This is a genomic window from Tenacibaculum profundicola (genome assembly GCF_057220795.1).
The window spans coordinates 294,682-315,041 of sequence record NZ_CM170137.1; the positions used below are offsets into that span (position 1 = coordinate 294,682).

Here is a 20,360-nt window from a genome sequence, read left to right on the forward strand (position 1 = left end):
TTATGAATACAAAATCAAAAAAACACCCAATAGTATTCCTAGTAATGGTAGTAACTTCTTTCGTTTATTTTTTTCTTTAAAAATCAGTCCACCGACAACAACAGCAATAAGTATTTGACTACGTTTTATAGCAGATAACAACATGATTAGTGCATCAGGGTCTTGCAAAGCCTTAAAATAAAAATAATCGGCGGCTTGTAATAAAACCCCCACAGCAATAATAGTCCAACGAAATGTAAATGCTTGACGTTTTTCAGCATACGGAAACCATGTAAACGCTAAGATAACTAGCAAAATTAGTAGGGTATATAAACAAAACCAAAATTGCAAAGTTTGTGGGTTTAAATGTAAATTTTGAATTAAAAATTTATCATATAAACCACTACTAGCTCCTAAAAAAGTAGCTCCAATAATAGCAAAGACCCATTTATTTCGTTTAAAATAAATACCTTCCTTTTTTCCAATTCTAGCATACAACATCACTGAAAAGATAATTAAGAAAAAACCAATCCATTGATACATATTAGGACTTTCTTTATAAATTACAATGGCACCGATAAAGGTGAAAAAAGGACCCGCCGAGCGTATTGGTGTCACAATGGTAATGGGCAAATGTTTTAAAGCTTGATACGCTAAAACCCAAGAACTAGCCATGATAGCAGATTTTATAAAAATAAAACCATGGGTTTGTAGATCGATGTTCTGAAAATTATACCCTTTACTTAATGCATAATCTGGATAGAAAATAGAGAATAGATAAAACGTAGTAATACCTAAAAATCCACTCAAAATAGTACCAAAAAGTACCGGAAACACTTCATTTCCTTGTACTGCATGTTTTTTACATAAATTATGTAATCCCAAAAAAAGTGCCGCCAATAGGCCTAAATACATCCACATGCCGCGAATATAGTTTTTTAAGCCATTTTTTAATTAAAATAGAGAGTAATTTTTCGTGAGTAGTAGATAAGTAAAAGAAAACTCAGAACCAAATACTCATTTTTAAAATTATACTGAAAATGAATTGAAGAGGTATTTAATACCATCAAACAAAAAGCTACAATATGCTTTTTTAAGTATTATTGTCAATAAGGTTTATATGTTGTTTTAGAACAAAAACCTTTTGGGTACTATTGATCAGATGTAATTGTGGGGCATGTTCTTGTTCAGCCACTCTTTAGTATTTATTAGTGTAATGAAAAAGTGAGCATAACAAAGATGCATTATGAAAACAGTTGCTTTTTAACCGCCTCAAAATACCGCGTACTTACAGGTATGTTAACACCATGAATGGTTACATCATTACCAACTAAAGAAGTAACTGCATTTTTATTGATAATATAAGAACGATGTACACGCATAAATAATGATTCTGGTAAACGGGCTTCCAACGATTTTAAAGTTTGATGACTCATTATTTTTTTATCACTTGTATAAAAAACAACATATTCACTATCACTTTGAATATATAAAATATCGGTAAGTTGTAGCTTATAGTAGTCATAACCAGATTTTACGGTAATAAACGTATCTGTATTACTTTTTATTTCTATTCTATTAACAGCTTGTAAAAAACGCTCAAAAGTAATTGGCTTTAAAAGATAATCTAACGCATTTAATTTAAATCCATCTAATGCATACTCAGAATAGGCTGTTGTAAAAATAATTTTGGTGCTTGGCGGTATTAGCTTTGCAAATTCAGTACCCTTCAAATCAGGCATTTGTATATCTAAAAAAACTATATCAATTTGTTGTTTATGAAGTATTTCCATTGCATCGACCGGACTATCAAAAGAGTCAATCAATTCTAAAAATTTCGTTTTATCTATGTATGTTTTCAGCAATGTTCTTGCCAATTCCTCATCATCTATAATGATACTTTTAAACATTGTTAGGTAGTTTTAGTGTTAAATTTACATCGAAAACACCATCGGTTGTATTAATGTATAATTGATGTTTTTTAGGATACAAAATAGCCAATCTTTTTTTGACATTTTCCAAGCCAATGCCTCCAACCATATCTTTTTCTTTAGGTGAGTTCGGAAAACTATTTTGTATTGAAAAATGAACCGTTGCAGTCGTTGCTGTTAAATAAATATCAATAAAACTATCTTTTTCTTTTTCAATAGAACTGTGCTTAAAAGCATTTTCTATAAAAGGAATAAACAGCATCGGAGATAATTGAACAGAATTGTTTTCTAATGAAATATTGGTTGTAATAGCAAGTGGTTTACTACTTTTTAAGCTAAATAATTTTATGTAGTTTTCAATATAAGATACTTCTTTATGTATGCTTACTAAATGTTGTTCACAATCATATAAAACATAGCGTAACATATTGGATAAATGACTAATACTTTGTTGTGTTTTAGGTGAATTTGTTACTGATAAACTATAAATATTATTAAGGGCGTTAAATAAAAAATGTGGGTTTATCTGAGATTTCAATAATTTCAACTCTGTTTGTAATTGTTCATTCTTATTCTGGATTGTTTCTTTTTCTTTTTCCATGGCAAAATTAACGCTTTCTACCACTGTTGCTAAAATAAAAGAAAACCCTAACATTAGGGTGTGGTTTAAATAACGTGAAGGTTTGCGTGGACCTGGCCTCATGTTTTCTAACATTAAATTCGGAATTTCTGGTAACGGAAAAATGATAATAATTAAAAAGGCAATCCCTATAGTTAGTATACTCCCTAATATGATAAACTGCACAAGCTTTTTCTTAAACAGTAATTTAGGAACAAGATAGATAACCGTTACTATCGTAAAAATGCTCTGGGCTACAAAAATACCAAATGCTTCCAGTATAAATACCCACTTCCCAAATTGCGAAGTCCCCATAATCATTGCAAGAATTAGCCAAAGAAGTAGTTGTAGTAAAATTCGATTTTGTTTGCTCATAGTACAAATTAAACTAAAATAAATAAATTATATCAATAATTAATGACTCGAAACAATGGTTATAATCACTTTTAACTGAATGTGATACTGCATTCACTTAAAAATTTCCTTCATTTACTGAAAACCCAAAATATACATTAATCTAAATCCCATCTTTGATGTCATATAGTGAGACACAAATTTTAAGATATGAGACCCAATAGATGTAAAACAAGAATGGTTGTAGTGATCTTCTTTTTCTTCGGAATAGTAAGTTTAAAAGCACAATCTAACCAACGACAACGGCAAAAACCACCAACGTTTGATGAGCTATTGAAACGAATGGATACTAACAACGACAATAAACTTTCAAAAGAGGAAGTAAAAGGGCCTTTACAAAATCATTTTTCAAAAATTGACACTAATGAAGATGGGTTTATTTCAAAAACAGAATTTGCAAAAGCTCCAAAGCCCAAAGAAAGGAGTCAACGCTCAAGAAGATAATAGACAGTTGTTTAACTTTAATTAATATTTAATTATGAAAAAATCAATTTTTAACATAACTCTCTTAGGTACATTCACTTTACTTATTTTCTCATTGAGTTATATATCGTGCTCTAACGATGAAGAAACCACGGTAGAAGAAGTAGACAGTGCAAATCATGTTTTTAATGCCGAGTTATTAAATGGAGATAATATGTTAAGTTCCGTTGAGTTGGTAAATGCTACGTTAACAGATGGAACAACAGCCCAATGCTATAAATTAGTATTTAAAAGCAATCCCGTAGAAAATGGCCCCTATTGTCCGGAAACAATTGATGATATTGCTGGAATTGGAATTTATGATGGGGCTACGAATGCTGGACTAAACGTTTTAAATGCCGCTTTTTGGAATGCCATGGAAGCTGACGGGTATGATATTGTAGATTCAGATGGAAACATTAGAATTGCTGATCCAGGTAGCGGAGCGATGCCATCGGGTTCTAGCTGTTTAGAGGCTACACCTAATAATGATTTAGAATTAACGTATCTGATTCCTGCAGTTCCCAAAATAGGTACATCGGTAAATCAAATTGATGTGGTAGAGCATGTAGGTATATCGTATCATGGAATCCCTTTAACAGGAAATCCACCATCAGTAGTAAACGGCCCTCCTGGCATGAGTAGCGGTACGTCTGCGAATGCTGCTATTCCTGCTATCGACCCTTGTGGTGGGCATATGGATCCATTTGGCTATTATCATTTACATTTTGCTCCTGCTGAAATAAATAAAGTATTTGAAGCCTATGATATTACCGAGGTGAGTTGTACAAATTTTACACAAAGTGAGGTCGCTTTTGTTGGTTTTTCTAAAGATGGATACCCTATTTATGCGTCTAAAGATGAAAACGGAACATTGCCTTCTGATTTAGACGAATGCCAAGGGCATACTGGAGCAACCCCTGAGTATCCTGATGGGGTCTATCATTATCATGCTTCTAATTCGTCGGCTCCTAATCTTCCTACTTGTTTAAAAGGAGTATCAGCAGAAGATTCTTTAACCTATCAATAATAAAATGAAAAAGCTATTGGTATTAACAGCATTGGTGTTTGGTATGTATACTACTAACGCTCATAATCCAGAAACCGCCTCCGTATTAGTAAAACCTATTGGAGGAATATGGGTAATGCAAGTATCATTTGCACAAGCAGGGGTACACAACGCCCTTACTAAGGCATATCCAGATATGAATTGGAATACGATAAGTACCCAAGAGTATAAAAGAGTATTTATAAAGTATTTAAAAAGAAGTGTTAACATGAGCATTGATGGTACCAAAGTGACATTGGCATCCGGTGGAATTAAATTAGGAAACCATCAAACCGATGTTAAATTTTTAATTCCCGATTTTCCGACAGCATTTAAACAATTGAGAGCAAATATTACGATGCTTGAAGAGAATGCAAATCAACATACGGTAGTTACGTTTCAGAATGAAAATAGTGAAAAATCAGTTAGAAAAATACTAAACGCTAAAAATGGTTATTTAATGAGTTTTAACAATACTTCTCAAGGGTATAAATTACTAGGGAATCAACGAACAAACCAATTCAATTTTGGATACCTATTTTCTGTTTTCGGAATTCTTTGTACAGGAGGTTTATTACTTTTTATTTATAAGCAAAAAAAGAAATCAATTCTCAATCTAGTAACACCATAAATAGTGGTTCACCTCAAATAAACTGGAGGTTTTCCTATATGATAATTAGTGTATAAACTGTTAATTTACAACTTGTTAGACTGTATTTTTGTGGCTACAATTTGCAATTTGTAGTAAAAATTAATAACATTTAAATTAACAAAACAATGAAAATTGATGAAAACACAAAAGAAGTCATAAGCAATGAAGTAGCATTTGAAGAGTCATTTGATGGAGTTCAAACAAATTCTGAAAATGAGTTTACTGAATTTACAGATGAAAATAACGAGGAAGCTACCTTAGATGATTATCAAGAAGTAAGCAACGAAAGTGAAACAAAACAAGAGGAAAATAGGGACAGTGAAGATCCTTTTGAAGGAGGTTATTCAGCAACGAATGAAACGGTTGCTGTGAGCGCTGAAGAAGATACTTTAGAAAAAATATCAGGATATGATTATTCGGTGGTTGACACAGAAGAAAGTGGATATGAAAATAGTGAAAAAAAGGCGTTAAATGCCTATTATGGAAGTTATGGTGATACAGACCTAGCTGAATTAATGCGTACGGAAAGCGGTCAGAAAATGGTGCAAGAAGTTGTTATTGGTAAAGATGATCGCAAAAAAATACACGGTACTACAAAATATCCTTGGCGAGCTATTTGTTCTTTAAAAATTAAGGCCAAAGATGGTACCAATTGGATAGGAACAGGTTTTTTTATAGGACCACGTACCGTTATTACTGCCGGACATGTGGTATATATGCACAAACATGGCGGATGGGCAAAAAGTATAGAAGTAATTCCTGGTCGAAATGGCACTAGTAAGCCTTATGGTTCCTCTACGTCTAGCCATTTTCATTCAGTAAAAGGATGGACAAAAAGCAAAAAGAGGATCAATGATTATGGTGCTATAATTTTACCTAAAAATAATAAATTAGGAAACACAGTAGGGTATTTTGGTTATGCTAATTATAACTTTTTTAGCCTATTAGGATTAAAGGTGAATTTATCTGGATACCCTGGTGATAAGCCTAGTGGAACACAATGGTGGCATTGTAGACGAATTAAGTTGGTTACTCCAAGAACATTGATCTATAATATTGATTCTGCCGGTGGACAAAGTGGTTCTCCTGTTTGGAAATATAAAAATGGAAAACGTTATGCTGTTGGAATTCATACCAATGGTTCTTCTCTCGGAAATTCAGCAACTAGAATAACGTCTGCGGTGTTTAAAAACCTTAAGAACTGGAAAAACAAGTATAAATAGAATATTTTGTATGTAACAAAACGCAGATTGTCTAAAAAGATGTCATTGAAAATATAGATAACGTTATTCATAACCTTTCAGACAATCTGCGTTACCTATAATGAAGTATATTATATTAGTTTATAAACTAAAAATCAGGGTCAAGTTTGTTGTAGTTTTAAAATACTCTTTACAATTTACTACAGATCTTTTTATATCTTACCATTATGAATATAATTACTGGAAAAATTATTGACAAATTCACAAAAACTCCAATTGCTGAAGCAGCAGTTATGCTAAACAAAAACAAGGACTCATCTACAGATATCGCTCAGCTAAGTAATGACAAAGGAGAATTCAAATGAATAGACTTAGATGTTGGTATATACTCACTTCAAGTAGTTGCCGATACCTACAAAAGTAAAGTAGTCCATTTTGAATGCACTTTAGAAAGTAAAATAAACCTAGTAATACCGTTAGTTAAAAAGCAATGAAGTTGGCTACGTTTAGTGATTTTTAAAATGTCGTAATGTTATCTAAAAACATGTATGTTAGTTTTTTACATGATGCAATTTGAAGTTACGTTGCATGTACATGATAAACACGTACAATCTTATTACGAAGAATCTGATGTTTTCTATATTGATATTGATCTTTGAGTTAGTGAGAGTAAACCTAACAAGTTTATCGAAGTATAAACAAGCTTTTAGTCGTATCACCATCGTAAATGTATTGTATTAGGCTGTTTAGAGTGGAGCACTATAAAGGTAAAGAAGCAGAAGTTTCAAATTATGTATTAAAAAATAGACACAATAGGTATACCTATTGTGTCTCTCCCTTTTAAATAACGTTAGTTAATTAAATTGCTGGGACATCTGCCATAGATCTTGACATTTTTAACTTACCGCTTTTGGCATTTACCAATTCAACACTTGAATTTGAGTAATATCCAATTTCTATATCCTCTGTAGTTTCTAATAAGTTACTTTTTTTTCCTGCTCTCATAACGGCATCAATTCCTAACCTCCAAAAATGATGACCTTTATAAGTAGGGTTGTAATTAACTGCAGTTGAACCGATTAAATATGCCTTATACTTGATACGTACTTTCATTGTTCCTCTACTGGCCATTAATTTAGCTGTTACGGCTTCACCTGGATCCAATTCTACAGTAACTCCAGATGAAGATCCAACAGTAAAAGATTTTGCTTCAGAACCTCCAGTTCCCCATGACTCTTCATATGATAAAGATGTTTCTCCGCCTCCTCCGGCGCCTAAAAATGAAACATCATATTTAAACTTTTGCCCAACAGATATCTTTTTTGTATTGCTCCAATTTGACGAAACAGTATTGTTCACAGACTCTGTAATGTCTACTTTAAAGCTTCCCTTAATAGAACTATTATTTTTAAACTCTTGAGTCTTAACAATTACTGGCTCAGAAGATATTCCTATTATTTTTGCACTTTCAACAACCAATACAGTCTGTACTTGAGGCCAACTATATTTCTTATATAGATCTCCCCATGGTGTATCGCTATGTAAATAAGCATCATTCGGAGATTTTCCAAAGTAATCGTTTACACTGTCTTTAAGTTCTTTATCTCCAATATTAAAAGTAGTCTTCTCCTCATCTGTTATAACATGCTGTACATAACCACTTGCATTTACACTTGAAGTTGCTTGATTATATCCAGCAACAATATCTAATTTTATTCCCATAATTAAATTATTTTTTTTGCTTACTCTAAATAGGATTTTCAGCTAGCTCCTTTGAAATCAAAACCTGATAGTAGCTACTCAATCAAATATGTTGTTTTGATTTCGAAAAAAAATCTTATTGTACCATAAGTTTTTATATTTTATTATTCATAATATTTAACAATTTAAAATTATAGAACTAATGAGGTGAATTTGGAAAAAAGATCATAAGCGTTTAATATTTGTATCCAAAAGCATGAATCTGAGGTGTAAAAGAAGAAAAAGGGCTCATAACTAAGAATATAACCTGCTGATAAACCATTGCTATATGCTTTATTGACTGATTGATCTATAGCGATACATATGATGTAATTCTTTTGTTTATAGTTGTTTATAACGGCTTTTTTTAATGGAATTCATTGTGGTTTTTAAAATTAGACACCTTCCTTTTGTGTGCTATTAGCATTTTGAAGATCTTTTTATTTTGGGTGCAAAAAACACACAAATTGATACAAATCATTTTTTAATTGCATAAAATCACTTAAATCCTAGATGCAATAATTATGAAAAGAATGGAATTTTTGTACAGATTTACATTGGGCACAATTACAACCGTATAAATACACTTCGTTAACTGTGTCTTCTCAGTCTTGTTTTGATAACCATTAATACGATTTATAGATACATATTTCGTAAAAAGGTATTGAATTATTTTAAGTTAGTTTAAGGCATAAAACTTTAGCATAGCCAAGCTATGGTTAAGTTTTATAACGCAAAAATAGCTACAAAAGAAATAACAGATATGCGAAATATTTATTTATAAATCGTATAACTAGTAGGAGGGATGCAAAAAACTGATTATTTGTATGAAAGAAGATAGACTATGATAATGCCACCAATATGTTGATGAATTTTAACATATCATAACAAAGCAAATAATTATATTTGGCTATCTTTGATTAGTTAAGTTTTTGAATTGTAGTAAATTAATACTTATTAGACATGAATGTTTAATGGTGAAAACTGCGTGTTTGTTACAAGTAGAACCTGTGGCCATCCATTGCATAAATATACCGTTATATGATTTGAAGTTAGGGTAAAATCAAATGTTGATTTTTTCTTTATTTAAAGTAATAAAGCCTTAGCTAATGGTTTCTTTTTCTAACGAAGAAGAAAGGAAAAAGAAGCGTTTTACCAAGATCATTTTAATTTGTAAATGGTATTAATTACTAAGGTTGTTTTAACTATGAAAAAATAAAACAACCATCCTATTCAGTTTTATGTTGTTTATCCAAATCAGTACTAACGCGACTAATCTTACTACTAAAGTTTAGCATTCATAAATAACATATTAAAATGAAAAGTATAAAAACAATTTTTATTGTTCGAGTTTTAGTATTCCTTGCATATTTTGCTGTGAATACCTTTAATGGTTTTGGTATGGTAAAAGGTAATATATCAATTACCCATACCGATAAAACTTCTTGGCAAATTGATTATCAATTTGACCAACCCGTAATTGGAATCATGACAGGGCCAGAGACTAAAGGCTATCATGATTCTTTTTGGAGTATGCCTAAAGGATTTTATTTTGTTAAAGATGAGTCAGGATATTCGTGGTTAGAAAAAGAAGTTAGAAGCTCCTTCAAAGACGTCACTATTATTGCTAAGACTTATGACAAAATGGTATATTATGCTCCTCAACCCTTTATACGGCCGTCTTTACTTGGATTAGATAATATGAGATGGATAAACGAAGGAGATGCTGAAATAATTAGTCTTGTCGGTTTGAAGCGTCTCGGAATGCTATCTGAAAAAGATTTTAATGACTATCTGAATGAATACCTCGTAGAAAGTATTAAGGAATTGAAGGAAATAAGTTTAGAAACGCCCCATACCAATGGATTTTCACAGTTAAATTATAGCGCGGGTACTATTCTTGTTTTCGCTATTTGTAAAGCAACAGAGCAAGACGGAGAATTGAATGATATATTTGACCTAAATCGTGAACTTGCTAAAATCAGTAACGATTCTTTGACTCAATCCCCTTATGATTGCTTGAGATCAGTCTATCCTAAACTTGGAATTAATAAGAAAACTATTAACGGCATAGAGCATTTTATTACTACTAAACATGAGAATCCGAAAAATGCTTACATAGAGCTTTTCAATTTAACAGCTGTTGAATATGAAACTAGAGCAGATAGTTTATTTGTAAAATCATAAAAGAACCAATATACATGCCAATACTAATGGAGTGAATCGCTCCGCCATACTGCTACTGATTTTTAATTATTACAATATCGATAAAAAAGACACCTAGCTCGTTGGTTGAGCTTTATTCTAAAAATTTATGAATATGATGAATATTAAAGACACAGGATTAATTTTAGTTGATGTACAAGGAAAACTAGCAAGAATGGTTTTTGATAGCGAAAAATTGATCACTAATATTGAAAAATTAATTAAAGGATGTCAAACTCTTAAGATTCCTATTGTTTGGCTTGAACAGTACCCAGAAGGACTAGGGAAAACCGTTCCTGAATTGTCAGAATTATTAAGTACACAAGAACCAATTCATAAATACTTTTTTAATGCATTGCATGAGGAAAAAATGGAAAATGAAATTATCAAACTAAATAAACGAAACTGGTTAGTATGTGGAATAGAGGCTCATATATGTGTTTATCAAACGGTTTTAGGCTTACAGAGGAATAATTATCACGTTGAAGTTGTAGCAGATTGTATATCAGCTAGAAAAAAAGAAAGCATAGATATTGCCCTGCATAAGTTCACAAATAAAGGGATTAACATAACTAATATAGAAATGTGTTTATATGAACTCATGAAACACTCAAAACGGAAAGAGTTTAAAGAAATTTTGTCTTTGATAAAATAGATTACACTTACTAAAAATATAGTATACCGATAGACCAAATTCATACATATAAGTAACTGATAAGCTTACAGTAAGAGAGGAAATGGGGTTTCAATAGTGTGAGTAATGAATACATTTAATTTCTTAAAAATAGGGCTACCGCTATAGTCCATGATGAACACTTATGTTTTTTCTAGTAAACCCCATAGATTAATGCCTATCTATTTTTTGGTGGATTTTCTTAAGTATCGTTAGCAAAACATTTTTTATAAAGTTTTTCTTTTTTACACATGATATTTAATTTTGATTGATAAATTTAAGTATTTTTAGCTTGTTGAAAAAAGCCTCTGAAGTACAGAGCTTAGTTCAACACTTATAACCGCAATTATGGCGTATTTGACTAACTAGCGTTAGTCAGTTTTTAATCTGAAAATTAAGTAACTTTAAACCCATAACTGACAATGATATCATCTGTAAAATTAAGAACTAAAGAATATGAATAACGAGGAACTAATACATAAATTTTATACAGCATTTGCTAAGGGTAATTTTGAAGATATGATTAGTTGTTATCATGAGGATATTACTTTCATGGATCCAGTTTTTGGGAAACTACACGGAATTAGAGCATTTAAAATGTGGGAAATGTTACTCTCCATACGAACAGAGAAAACAAAAATCAGTTTCAATAATATAAAAGAATTTGATGATCAGGGTATTGCCAATTGGGAAGCAGCATATGTGTTTGGACCCAAAAAAAGAGAGGTAGTAAACAAAATTAAAGCCAATTTTAAATTTAAAGATGGTAAAATAATTGAACATATTGATACGTTTGATTTTTGGAAATGGTCGAGACAAGCAATGGGGCTGAGTGGATATTTAATGGGGTGGACTCCATATATGAAGAATAAAATTCAAGTAGTTATTAATGGAAAATTAAATAATTTTATCAAACGAACAACACCTAATAAATAAGAAACCCTAGTAAAACGGGGTTTATACGATACCCATAAACATTTGAAAAAGAATCATGAATAACGTAAAGGAAATTGCAACTCAATCTTATTTAGGGGATAGAATTGTAGCTGGAATTGTTGATTATACAATCATTTTCGCTTTTTTCTTTAGCTATGTATACCTATTCGGAGAGCCTAACAATGATGGTAGTTATGCAGTAAATGGATTATCTGCGCTAGTACCAGTGATGTTTTGGGGAATAATGACTATTGGGTTTGAACAATGGTTTGGGGCTACTCCTGGAAATTCATTGGTTAGGTTAAAACCTGTTTCCTTGCTTGATAATGGTGGTAAATTGTCTTTTAGTCAATCCTTTAAAAGACATTTAGCTGATCCTATTGACATGTTTTTCTTTGGTCTAGTTGGCATTATTACTATTAAAAACTCGGATAAAAATCAAAGAATTGGAGATGTTTGGGCAAATACAACTGTGGTAAAGAAGTCTGATTTTAAAAATTAAAAACGATTTATAAATGAACTGTCTAGTTTTATTAGTCTTTTCAAAGAGTAACTAATACGGATTAGACCTATTTAAATCGTAAAAATGGTTATATAAACTATTCGCTATAATACAAAGTATAATGAATTATAACAATAAAAAATTTAGACCAATTTCCATTTCTGAAAATGGAGAAATCTCAGATGAAATCCTATTCGAATATAAACAGAAAGGAAATATTATTAGCTCGACATACAGTGGAGGACACATTCAAATAGGCCATTTAATTGGATTAGTAGATAAAAGTGGGCAAATTGAAATGCGCTATCACCAAATTAATTCAAAAGGAGAATTAATGACCGGGATTTGTTTTTCTAAACCTGAAATTATGAAGAATGGAAAAGTACGATTGTATGAAACTTGGCAATGGACTTCAGGAGATAAATCAAAAGGAAATTCAATACTTCAAGAAATATGATACTTGAAGTAGCAGTGCTAAATGTAAAACAAGGTTTACAGGATAAATTCGAACAAGACTTTGCTTTAGCAAGTAAGTATATTAGTTCAATTGAAGGATATATAGAACATACACTACGTAAATGTCTTGAATATGAAAATCAATATATCTTGTTAGTCGATTGGGAAAATTTAGAAAGTCATGAAATAGGCTTTAGAAAATCTGAAATGGAAGGAATTATTACATGATTATTATGATCCATTCCCTACGGTTGAACATTATGAAATAATATTTGAAAATAACATAAATAAAAAATAACACTGTTAAACTAAATTATAAGTAGTCTTGTCGGTAGAGATATTTTCACGAAAACGAGGTAACAAGTTTTGATATTATATTAGTACATTATTTATGAATAGACCCAATTTTAAATTGCATAAAATCACGTATATTTATACCTTTTGTGATTTAAAATGGACGTAAAATAAAAAGGGGTATTATGGTAATTTTAATTTACAATGATATTAAACCCTATATGCACTAGTTGTGAAAAGGGAATTTTTGCACAGATTTCTGTTGTGAACAAGCGAAATGAAAATAAAAACATGAAACAAACATTTAAGAATAGATTCAAAAAAATAATTTTTTGGCTACTAATTTTATTTGCCATTTTATTCATTTTCAGGTTAATATATGGTTATACTAAAACCTTCGATAATACAACCCATCAAACCCGGTTTTTTGATAACCTTTCTAACTCAAAGAAAAATTATGCTACCAAAAGATATGAGGTAAAATCAAGTACGGCCAATCAATCTGCAGTAAAAATTGACCAGAAGTATGAAAAAATTGCAGAGATTAAAACGAAATCGTCAAATTTTGAAGAAGAAGAGAAGTCTTCAAGAACAACAATTAAAAAGTTGGATGCTCTAATTCAGTTTGAACAAAAAAGCGGTAATAAAGGTTATCGAAAATTGAATTTAGTAATTGGTGTACCCCCTGAAAATTTTGAAGCGCTATACAATCAGTTAATAACGATAGGAAGGGTACAGGCGAAACAAATAACAAAAAAAGATAAAACCAACGAATACAAAGAACTCAATGCTAAAAAGCAGTCATTAGAGAAAATAAGAACTTCCTTAATCCAATTAAAATCAAAAGGTGGTAAAATAGAAGAATATATGGGATTGGAAAACAGAATTCTTGAAATTGAACATCAACTTCAAGGACTTGGAGTAAGTCTTGGTGATTTTGATGATGAAAATGAATTTTGTACCGTGAAGTTTTCCCTTCTAGAAGGCAAAGAGATTAAAATAGGAGTGATGCAATGAGTAAAGGTGGCATTAGAATGGACGGTTAAAATTTATTTACGACTTATGGCTTCCTTCTTTTTCTTGACCTTAGCAGCCTATTTTACACTACTAGCTATAGATAAATTAAAATTTTTTGAACAATTATTAAACAAAAGAGATTAAACCCAATGTCTAGAGCAATGACGTGAACGTATATCGAATTTGATGTATAGTACAGCAATTAAATATCTCTATGTATTGTACTAAACAAGGAATATTTAGAGTTGGTATGTGGTATTAGCAGTACTGCAAAATGGAAATTTTAAAAAGAAAAATGAATGAATAATACTAAATCATTACAAGAAACCCAAGGAATTCTATCTGTGGGTTATATTTATTTGATCGTAATGGGTATTTTAAACGAAACCCTTTATTATAACCAAATCGGAATTGATATTTTAAATTACTCTAATATATTAGATGTACTAATTAGCCCGATTTCTCATATAACCTCCAGTATATTAAGTATAGGGGTTTTCTTAGTAATACTCTTTATTGTTTTTATGTTACCTAAATTTCTAGTAAAAAAGAAAGACACCAATTGGTTTAAAAAATCATTTAAACTAGAGACCGATTTAACAGTGAAACAAATAGAGTCCAGTCTTTTAGGTACCTTCATGTTTATGATTTCGATTGGTTTATTTGGGTTCTATGTGGGTACTGGAATTGGAAAAGGCGTTAGATTATCAAAAAAAATAGAAAATGGAGAAATTAAGTATAACGACCAATTGAAATTCATTAATGGTGACAATGCTAACGTTGAAATCGTTGGAACAAATAGCAGCTATATTTTTTATTTAGTAAAAGAGAGTAATTCAGTACAAATAACCCCAATTAGCGGAATACTAAAAAGTATCGAAAACAATAAATAAATACAATACTCCATAAAAAATAAAAATGACGCACCAATATTGGTCAAAATGCATAATAACGTTTTATTACGGCAGTTTTAATTCGCAAACGATATAACTATTTATAAATGAATCGATTGTTTAATTTTTTTATGTTATTATTTCTGATATCCTGTCAACAAAATGAAATAGATATTGAAAGGATCGTTAAAATAGGGAATAAACTTACTCAATTTGAATTTTCTACAACGGTTGATAAACAGATTTCGGATATTGTAATTATCGGAAAAGGTTTAGGCAAACAAATAACTGAATTACAAAAAAACACTACCAAATTGGAGGTACAGATTAAAGAAGGTGATTTTGAAAGTCCATTTGGAAATGATCAAGCAGATGTAATTCTGATACTAAAATCCGATGATAAGAATATTGGAATTAGACTTAAATATGATAAAATTATCGACCAATATCATATTCTGGGCTGGAAAACTTTGGATAGTATTTAAATGTATATTGAAAGTAAATATAATAGAGTAACCATGAATATTTAACTACAATTATTACCGCATTTAGTCGGTGTTTTCAAAGGTTTATAGACATAATAAATTAGCAAATACACTTTCGTATTCTCAGGTCGTGTTCATTCGAGATCTTATTGTTATTGATGATTTTACTGAAAACCTGAGATCCAGATAATTTTACTTTAATCTTTTTAAAAATCAGCTAGTCACTCCGGAAAAACATAATGACACCATATCTTTGCAACTAAGATTGTGTTTTATACTGATTGGAATTTGGAATTACCTCTTAGTTTCCTTTCACTTATTGACAGGTTTCAAATAATCATCGGTACCAAATGTAATATTACATTGGCAATGCATCATTTATTTCACATAATTTTATAATTTAGCGATTAGTGATACTTAGTAAAGTGATTGTAAAACAAAAAAATAAATGCTTGAAATTTTTTTTAATAGAATAAAGATAACTGAAGAGGAATTAAAAAATGCCATTATCAATGATGCATATATTTCTGATCATAAAAAAGGCGATATTTTAATTAAAAAAAATGAATATATAAAAGTATTAAAAATTGTTTTAAAAGGAAAAGTCAGAGTATTTCAAGAAAAAGATGATCGACAAATACTGATATATTATTTAAATGGTTTTGAAACCTGTACACTTTCTTTGTCTGCATGTTTTCAAGATTGTAAAAGTACTGTAAAAGCAATCGTAGAAGAAGAAACTACAATTTTAAATATTCCAGTACGTTTTGTAAAAGATTGGTCTTTTAAATACAAATCATGGCATAATTTTACGATAAACACCTTTTCCGAAAGTTATAACATACTAATGACTAACTTTTCAGAATTGGCCTTTAATAACCTAAAAAAACGTATCTTAATGTATATTAGGGCAGAGGCTAATGAGCAAAATCATGATACTATTGGTATGTCTCATCAAAGATTAGCGAGCGAGTTTGGTACCACAAGAGTTGTTATTTCTCGATTACTTAAACAACTTGAAAAAGAAAATCTACTACAATTAGGACAAAAACAAATTCGGATTATTAGATAATATTAATGACTTGTATCTTTTGATACAGAAACTTAATGCTACTTGTGTATAATTTTACATACAACATTAAAATAATATGTCATGATTTTAAAAAAATTATCAATCTTAATATTCACATCGTTTTTTATCGTTGGATGTAATTCACAAGAAAAAAACAAACATAATTCGGACACACATGCACATAAAGAAGATAATCCATATATACATAAAGGCCTTCCAACTATAGATGTGCTATATACTGGTTATGTGAAACCTATTGAAGGAAAAACTTTTTTACCAGGAGCAAAACCAGATGGAGCAAGAAAAGTAGCAAGTACGATATCGCTTATTAGAACAAAGGACATGATTATGATTACAGACCCCGGAATGACAGCTGAAGGTGATTGGGATACTATCATTCATACCCTTAAAAACTTAGGAGTGAATAGAGAAGATGTAACTCATATTTTCATTAGTCATCATCATCCAGACCACAATGCAAAAGTAGGGGTGTTTCCTAATGCAATTATTGTAGACTTTTGGGCAACTTATAAAAATGATAATTGGAATGATCATCCAGATAAATATGAAATTAGTGAAGGTGTACTTGTGATTAAAACACCTGGACATACTCATGAAGATGCCAGCCTGTTGGTTGAAACAAAAGAAGGTAGTTATTTATTGACACATATGTGGTCGAATGAGCAGTTTGGTCCAGAAAAAGGCTCTATAGCACAAGACCAAGAAACGTTAGATAAAAACAGAGCAGAATGGGTAAAACAAGTAGATTGGATTGTTCCTGGCCATGGTAAAATGTTTAAAAATCCTAAAAAAATAGAGCAAACAACCGCAGAAAAAGAAGTAATAAAAGCAAGTAATAACTGGATTAAAAACTTTAATAAAGGAAATGTAGATTACTGTGTAAATGCATATACAAATGATGCTGTTATGAATGCTAAACCATTTGGAACATTTAAAGGACACAAAGAAATTGATGAATTTTGGAGACCTTTCGTTGCTTCTGGTGCAAGTTTTTTAGTATATAGAAATACATTGGTTAAAGAGGTTAGCTCAACCGTAGTTCATGTATCATCAAATTGGAGTATGAATGTTGGTGAAGGTATAATTACAAAAGAAGAATGGGTAAAAGAGAAGGACGGTGTTTGGCGACTGAAAGATGATCATTTTGAAGTGGTAAAGCAATATAAATAAACAAAACGTATACAATTAATGAAAGTAAGATAGCCAAGAGGTCATCTTACTTTTTTGTGAATATATTTAAACATTTCAAATAGTTGTTTATGAAAGAAGTATTATACGATTTACAGATAAATATTTCGTATTAAGGTATTGAATTATTTTAAGTTAGTTTAAGGCATAAAACTTTAGCATAGCCAAGCTATGGTTAAGTTTTATAACGCAAAAATAGCTGCAAAAGAAATAATAGATATGCGAAATATTTATTTATAAATCGTATTATACCTGCAAATACGAGTGACCTCATAAATATCGATTTAAAATATATTTCCAAACTGAAAACGCTACAAAATCAAACATTCCGTTTACTTTTCCATGTTAACCATAGCAATGCTATGCTGAAAATGATAAAGCACTTGTTTTATGGTGTTGTTAACTCTCATTATGAAGTTCTAATGTATAATCGGGTTAAAATATTCAAGAGTATATATAACGGTATTTTCTTCTATAGCAAACTCTGCTAAGGTTTTTATTAAGATAACCTAACGTTTTTAGATCTAAAAAATTAGTCAAACCCACATTAATGATGACAGTTGGAGTACACTCAAGACGTTATTATCATGGATGGTTCCTGCTAACAACAACCTCTCGATTTCCTTCGAGAAAACATTATTTTCCATTTAACACGTTGAAAAGATGGGGAAAGCTACTTTTTAGATCGTATTTTTAACAACCAAATTAGCGGGTAACTTGTACTATTATCCACATTAAATTATACCAGTTATTGTTTGAATTTACTGTACAAGAAAATGGTATTAGCTAAATTTTCTTTACATAACTACGCTTAAGTAAAACTATGTAACATCTATTTTACCACTCATAACATTTATGTAACCACTTATTTCATTTCCATTAAATACTGCACAAAGTCACCATTATTTTACTTGAAGAAAGCATTATAAACTAATAATGTTAATTAATCATAATTCAAAATTATATAAAAATGGAAAGTTACGGATTTGAAATAGAATTTTGCACACACGACAGCAGTTTCCTTGGGTATACGCATGTAGAAGTAGCGCAAATACCTATGGTAGGACTAGAAATAATTCCAGATTCTAAAGGTGGACCTATTCCTCTTAAATTGGAAACTGATTCTGGTAATGTATTGGAATTGGTAACACCACCAATACTATTTAAAACATCGGAACAAGCAAAACAATTTAGACTACAATTTGCGGAGTTTCTCAAAGAAACTGTTGCAAAACCAATAACACTTTTAGCTTGGTATGATCGATATTGGAAGGGTGAGATACTTATTAAAACGCTTATCGGTATGTATCAGGAAATAACAAAAGAAGAAACGAGTTGGTTGTACAAGATAAATGATCCAGACATGGGGGAAATGTATAAACAATTAAACTTGGAAAACATTGATGATGGGATCAATATAGGAGCGGCTAAGTATCAAGAAGGTATTAATATTAATGCTCCTACGTTGTTTAAAAACACCATACTTGTAGCCAGTATGAAGGATTATCCTACAGGGTATAGTACACAGATGTCTCACCCAATGACAGCTCGAGAATACGGTGAATACGTACTTAACACGAAGTATAACAGAGCTCAGCAACGAATGAAATATCTTGCTACATCTGAAATAAAAGTTACAACGGATGGTAAACGTAAAATATTGACCTATGATAAAGCTGAATTATGGCTTAACAACTGGTGTTGGCTTAGTGTTATGCATACGGCAATGGATGTTGCTACAGGAAATAAAAATAAGCTAGGATTAAATTATATCCAGCTTATTTTGGAGAATTTAAGGAATAACCAAGGATTAGAACAAGCTTACTATGAAGAATTAGTTGATTCTATCAGTATCCCACTTAAAAACCTTGGAGCTTTATGTACTAAGAATAGCTGTACTCCTAAAGATGATGTAATGAAGCTGTCTGTGATTGTAATCCAAAAGATCATTACCGGAACTTTGGGTGGATTAAGTGAAGAATCTCAACTTGATTTGCAAAAATTAGCTGAAAAAGAAAATACTACTAGTACCATGAACCCGAATAGAAGGGTGCAAAACCCTGATAAGATAAAGGGGAAAAAATATGATAACAAGTGGGAAGAATATCATTCATCTCTTAAAGACCTTTGGAGTTTATGGTTTAAAGGTTGGTTAGTTGATGTTGTAGAAGATTATCGTACTAAAGAAAGAAATTACTTAAGTGAAAATTTATCAGCGTTAAACGCTAACGTTTGGGAAACCATCCTTACTATACATCATAAAATAGCTTTAGAAGTAGAAGAAATCTATGGAGGAAACCTATATTGTGAATTTGCTGGACTTAAAAAATCACAATTAGCAGAATTTGGTGAAAGTCTAGCTACTGTAACTGAGGCAGTGGCTAAAATGATAGGCACTAATGATCTAGAGGCTTATAAGCAATTACAAGCCCAGAAACACGATTTTCTACATTATGAACCAAAATTAGCATGGGAAGGTCGTAAAGACACACTTGTTCCTATAATTAAACCTATAATAGAAGGATCTAAAGAAAAACGTTTTCTGGTAGAACATCGAAATAACTAAATTCT

Annotated in this window: 21 protein-coding genes; 17 read left to right on the top strand and 4 right to left on the bottom strand. The window is 30.9% G+C overall.

What is annotated here, in order from left to right; translation table 11 throughout:
- From AC2TDS_RS01195 to AC2TDS_RS01205, 3 genes are all read right to left on the bottom strand, one after another.
- A complete protein-coding gene (locus AC2TDS_RS01195) occupies window positions 1–900 on the bottom strand; it encodes an EamA family transporter (protein WP_484737303.1) in 900 nt (299 codons plus the stop codon).
- A gap of 323 nt (window positions 901–1,223) precedes the next feature.
- Window positions 1,224–1,889: a LytR/AlgR family response regulator transcription factor gene (locus AC2TDS_RS01200; RefSeq protein ID WP_484737304.1), complete on the bottom strand. Its 666-nt coding sequence runs from the start codon at window positions 1,887–1,889 to the stop codon at window positions 1,224–1,226.
- Window positions 1,882–2,904, bottom strand: coding sequence for a sensor histidine kinase (locus AC2TDS_RS01205; RefSeq protein WP_484737305.1), 1,023 nt, complete (start codon window positions 2,902–2,904; stop codon window positions 1,882–1,884). The genes AC2TDS_RS01200 and AC2TDS_RS01205 overlap by 8 nt, the downstream gene beginning before the upstream one ends.
- A gap of 189 nt (window positions 2,905–3,093) precedes the next feature.
- On the opposite strand from AC2TDS_RS01205, the gene AC2TDS_RS01210 reads away from it, so the two are divergent.
- From AC2TDS_RS01210 to AC2TDS_RS01230, 5 genes are all read left to right on the top strand, one after another.
- On the top strand, window positions 3,094–3,387 hold the full coding sequence (locus tag AC2TDS_RS01210) for an EF-hand domain-containing protein (RefSeq protein ID WP_484737306.1): 294 nt from the start codon (window positions 3,094–3,096) through the stop codon (window positions 3,385–3,387).
- A 34-nt stretch (window positions 3,388–3,421) separates the two neighbouring features.
- A complete protein-coding gene (locus tag AC2TDS_RS01215; protein WP_484737307.1) occupies window positions 3,422–4,435 on the top strand; it encodes a YHYH protein in 1,014 nt (337 codons plus the stop codon).
- A gap of 4 nt (window positions 4,436–4,439) precedes the next feature.
- Complete coding sequence (locus tag AC2TDS_RS01220; RefSeq protein WP_484737308.1) at window positions 4,440–5,084, top strand: hypothetical protein; 645 nt, start codon at window positions 4,440–4,442, stop codon at window positions 5,082–5,084.
- Between the two features lie 146 nt (window positions 5,085–5,230).
- Entirely contained in the window at window positions 5,231–6,328 is a 1,098-nt protein-coding gene (locus AC2TDS_RS01225; protein WP_484737309.1) for a trypsin-like serine peptidase, read from the top strand.
- Window positions 6,329–6,534: 206 nt separating this feature from the next.
- Window positions 6,535–6,672, top strand: coding sequence for a hypothetical protein (locus tag AC2TDS_RS01230; protein WP_484737310.1), 138 nt, complete (start codon window positions 6,535–6,537; stop codon window positions 6,670–6,672).
- 493 nt (window positions 6,673–7,165) lie between these two features.
- On the opposite strand, the gene AC2TDS_RS01235 is transcribed toward AC2TDS_RS01230, so the two are convergent.
- A complete protein-coding gene (locus tag AC2TDS_RS01235) occupies window positions 7,166–8,029 on the bottom strand; it encodes an ETX/MTX2 family pore-forming toxin (RefSeq protein WP_484737311.1) in 864 nt (287 codons plus the stop codon).
- 1,335 nt (window positions 8,030–9,364) lie between these two features.
- Between AC2TDS_RS01235 and AC2TDS_RS01240 the strand changes: the two genes are divergently transcribed.
- The 12 genes from AC2TDS_RS01240 (at window position 9,365) to AC2TDS_RS01295 (ending at window position 20,355) form a co-directional block, all read left to right on the top strand.
- The gene (locus AC2TDS_RS01240; protein WP_484737312.1) at window positions 9,365–10,234 is read left to right on the top strand and encodes a hypothetical protein; all 870 of its coding nucleotides are present in this window, start codon (window positions 9,365–9,367) and stop codon (window positions 10,232–10,234) included.
- A 133-nt stretch (window positions 10,235–10,367) separates the two neighbouring features.
- Window positions 10,368–10,907, top strand: coding sequence for a hydrolase (locus tag AC2TDS_RS01245; protein WP_484737313.1), 540 nt, complete (start codon window positions 10,368–10,370; stop codon window positions 10,905–10,907).
- A gap of 474 nt (window positions 10,908–11,381) precedes the next feature.
- A complete protein-coding gene (locus AC2TDS_RS01250) occupies window positions 11,382–11,861 on the top strand; it encodes a nuclear transport factor 2 family protein (protein ID WP_484737314.1) in 480 nt (159 codons plus the stop codon).
- Between the two features lie 55 nt (window positions 11,862–11,916).
- Complete coding sequence (locus tag AC2TDS_RS01255; protein WP_484737315.1) at window positions 11,917–12,363, top strand: RDD family protein; 447 nt, start codon at window positions 11,917–11,919, stop codon at window positions 12,361–12,363.
- 121 nt (window positions 12,364–12,484) lie between these two features.
- Complete coding sequence (locus tag AC2TDS_RS01260) at window positions 12,485–12,820, top strand: avidin-fold protein (protein ID WP_484737316.1); 336 nt, start codon at window positions 12,485–12,487, stop codon at window positions 12,818–12,820.
- Complete coding sequence (locus AC2TDS_RS01265; protein ID WP_484737317.1) at window positions 12,817–13,047, top strand: antibiotic biosynthesis monooxygenase family protein; 231 nt, start codon at window positions 12,817–12,819, stop codon at window positions 13,045–13,047. The genes AC2TDS_RS01260 and AC2TDS_RS01265 overlap by 4 nt, the downstream gene beginning before the upstream one ends.
- 357 nt (window positions 13,048–13,404) lie before the next feature.
- Window positions 13,405–14,130, top strand: a complete 726-nt coding sequence (locus tag AC2TDS_RS01270; protein WP_484737318.1) for a DUF4349 domain-containing protein — start codon at window positions 13,405–13,407, stop codon at window positions 14,128–14,130.
- 299 nt (window positions 14,131–14,429) lie between these two features.
- On the top strand, window positions 14,430–15,023 hold the full coding sequence (locus AC2TDS_RS01275; RefSeq protein ID WP_484737319.1) for a hypothetical protein: 594 nt from the start codon (window positions 14,430–14,432) through the stop codon (window positions 15,021–15,023).
- Window positions 15,024–15,130: 107 nt separating this feature from the next.
- Window positions 15,131–15,508 (top strand): hypothetical protein, encoded by a 378-nt coding sequence (locus AC2TDS_RS01280; protein ID WP_484737320.1) that lies wholly within the window; start codon window positions 15,131–15,133, stop codon window positions 15,506–15,508.
- 448 nt (window positions 15,509–15,956) lie between these two features.
- The gene (locus AC2TDS_RS01285; protein ID WP_484737321.1) at window positions 15,957–16,580 is read left to right on the top strand and encodes a Crp/Fnr family transcriptional regulator; all 624 of its coding nucleotides are present in this window, start codon (window positions 15,957–15,959) and stop codon (window positions 16,578–16,580) included.
- Between the two features lie 81 nt (window positions 16,581–16,661).
- Complete coding sequence (locus AC2TDS_RS01290; protein ID WP_484737322.1) at window positions 16,662–17,771, top strand: MBL fold metallo-hydrolase; 1,110 nt, start codon at window positions 16,662–16,664, stop codon at window positions 17,769–17,771.
- 988 nt (window positions 17,772–18,759) lie between these two features.
- A complete protein-coding gene (locus AC2TDS_RS01295; RefSeq protein WP_484737323.1) occupies window positions 18,760–20,355 on the top strand; it encodes a hypothetical protein in 1,596 nt (531 codons plus the stop codon).
- The last annotated feature ends 5 nt before the right edge of the window (window positions 20,356–20,360 follow it).

Coding starts and splice junctions, on each gene's coding strand:
- AC2TDS_RS01280 (WP_484737320.1), top strand. CDS start 15,131: ATGAATCGATTGTTTAATTTTTTTATGTTATTATTTCTGATATCCTGT.
- AC2TDS_RS01200 (WP_484737304.1), bottom strand. CDS start 1,889: ATGTTTAAAAGTATCATTATAGATGATGAGGAATTGGCAAGAACATTG.
- AC2TDS_RS01290 (WP_484737322.1), top strand. CDS start 16,662: ATGATTTTAAAAAAATTATCAATCTTAATATTCACATCGTTTTTTATC.
- AC2TDS_RS01235 (WP_484737311.1), bottom strand. CDS start 8,029: ATGGGAATAAAATTAGATATTGTTGCTGGATATAATCAAGCAACTTCA.
- AC2TDS_RS01210 (WP_484737306.1), top strand. CDS start 3,094: ATGAGACCCAATAGATGTAAAACAAGAATGGTTGTAGTGATCTTCTTT.
- AC2TDS_RS01225 (WP_484737309.1), top strand. CDS start 5,231: ATGAAAATTGATGAAAACACAAAAGAAGTCATAAGCAATGAAGTAGCA.
- AC2TDS_RS01275 (WP_484737319.1), top strand. CDS start 14,430: ATGAATAATACTAAATCATTACAAGAAACCCAAGGAATTCTATCTGTG.
- AC2TDS_RS01265 (WP_484737317.1), top strand. CDS start 12,817: ATGATACTTGAAGTAGCAGTGCTAAATGTAAAACAAGGTTTACAGGAT.
- AC2TDS_RS01285 (WP_484737321.1), top strand. CDS start 15,957: ATGCTTGAAATTTTTTTTAATAGAATAAAGATAACTGAAGAGGAATTA.
- AC2TDS_RS01240 (WP_484737312.1), top strand. CDS start 9,365: ATGAAAAGTATAAAAACAATTTTTATTGTTCGAGTTTTAGTATTCCTT.
- AC2TDS_RS01195 (WP_484737303.1), bottom strand. CDS start 900: ATGTGGATGTATTTAGGCCTATTGGCGGCACTTTTTTTGGGATTACAT.
- AC2TDS_RS01255 (WP_484737315.1), top strand. CDS start 11,917: ATGAATAACGTAAAGGAAATTGCAACTCAATCTTATTTAGGGGATAGA.
- AC2TDS_RS01260 (WP_484737316.1), top strand. CDS start 12,485: ATGAATTATAACAATAAAAAATTTAGACCAATTTCCATTTCTGAAAAT.
- AC2TDS_RS01245 (WP_484737313.1), top strand. CDS start 10,368: ATGATGAATATTAAAGACACAGGATTAATTTTAGTTGATGTACAAGGA.
- AC2TDS_RS01220 (WP_484737308.1), top strand. CDS start 4,440: ATGAAAAAGCTATTGGTATTAACAGCATTGGTGTTTGGTATGTATACT.
- AC2TDS_RS01230 (WP_484737310.1), top strand. CDS start 6,535: ATGAATATAATTACTGGAAAAATTATTGACAAATTCACAAAAACTCCA.
- AC2TDS_RS01270 (WP_484737318.1), top strand. CDS start 13,405: ATGAAACAAACATTTAAGAATAGATTCAAAAAAATAATTTTTTGGCTA.
- AC2TDS_RS01205 (WP_484737305.1), bottom strand. CDS start 2,904: ATGAGCAAACAAAATCGAATTTTACTACAACTACTTCTTTGGCTAATT.
- AC2TDS_RS01295 (WP_484737323.1), top strand. CDS start 18,760: ATGGAAAGTTACGGATTTGAAATAGAATTTTGCACACACGACAGCAGT.
- AC2TDS_RS01250 (WP_484737314.1), top strand. CDS start 11,382: ATGAATAACGAGGAACTAATACATAAATTTTATACAGCATTTGCTAAG.
- AC2TDS_RS01215 (WP_484737307.1), top strand. CDS start 3,422: ATGAAAAAATCAATTTTTAACATAACTCTCTTAGGTACATTCACTTTA.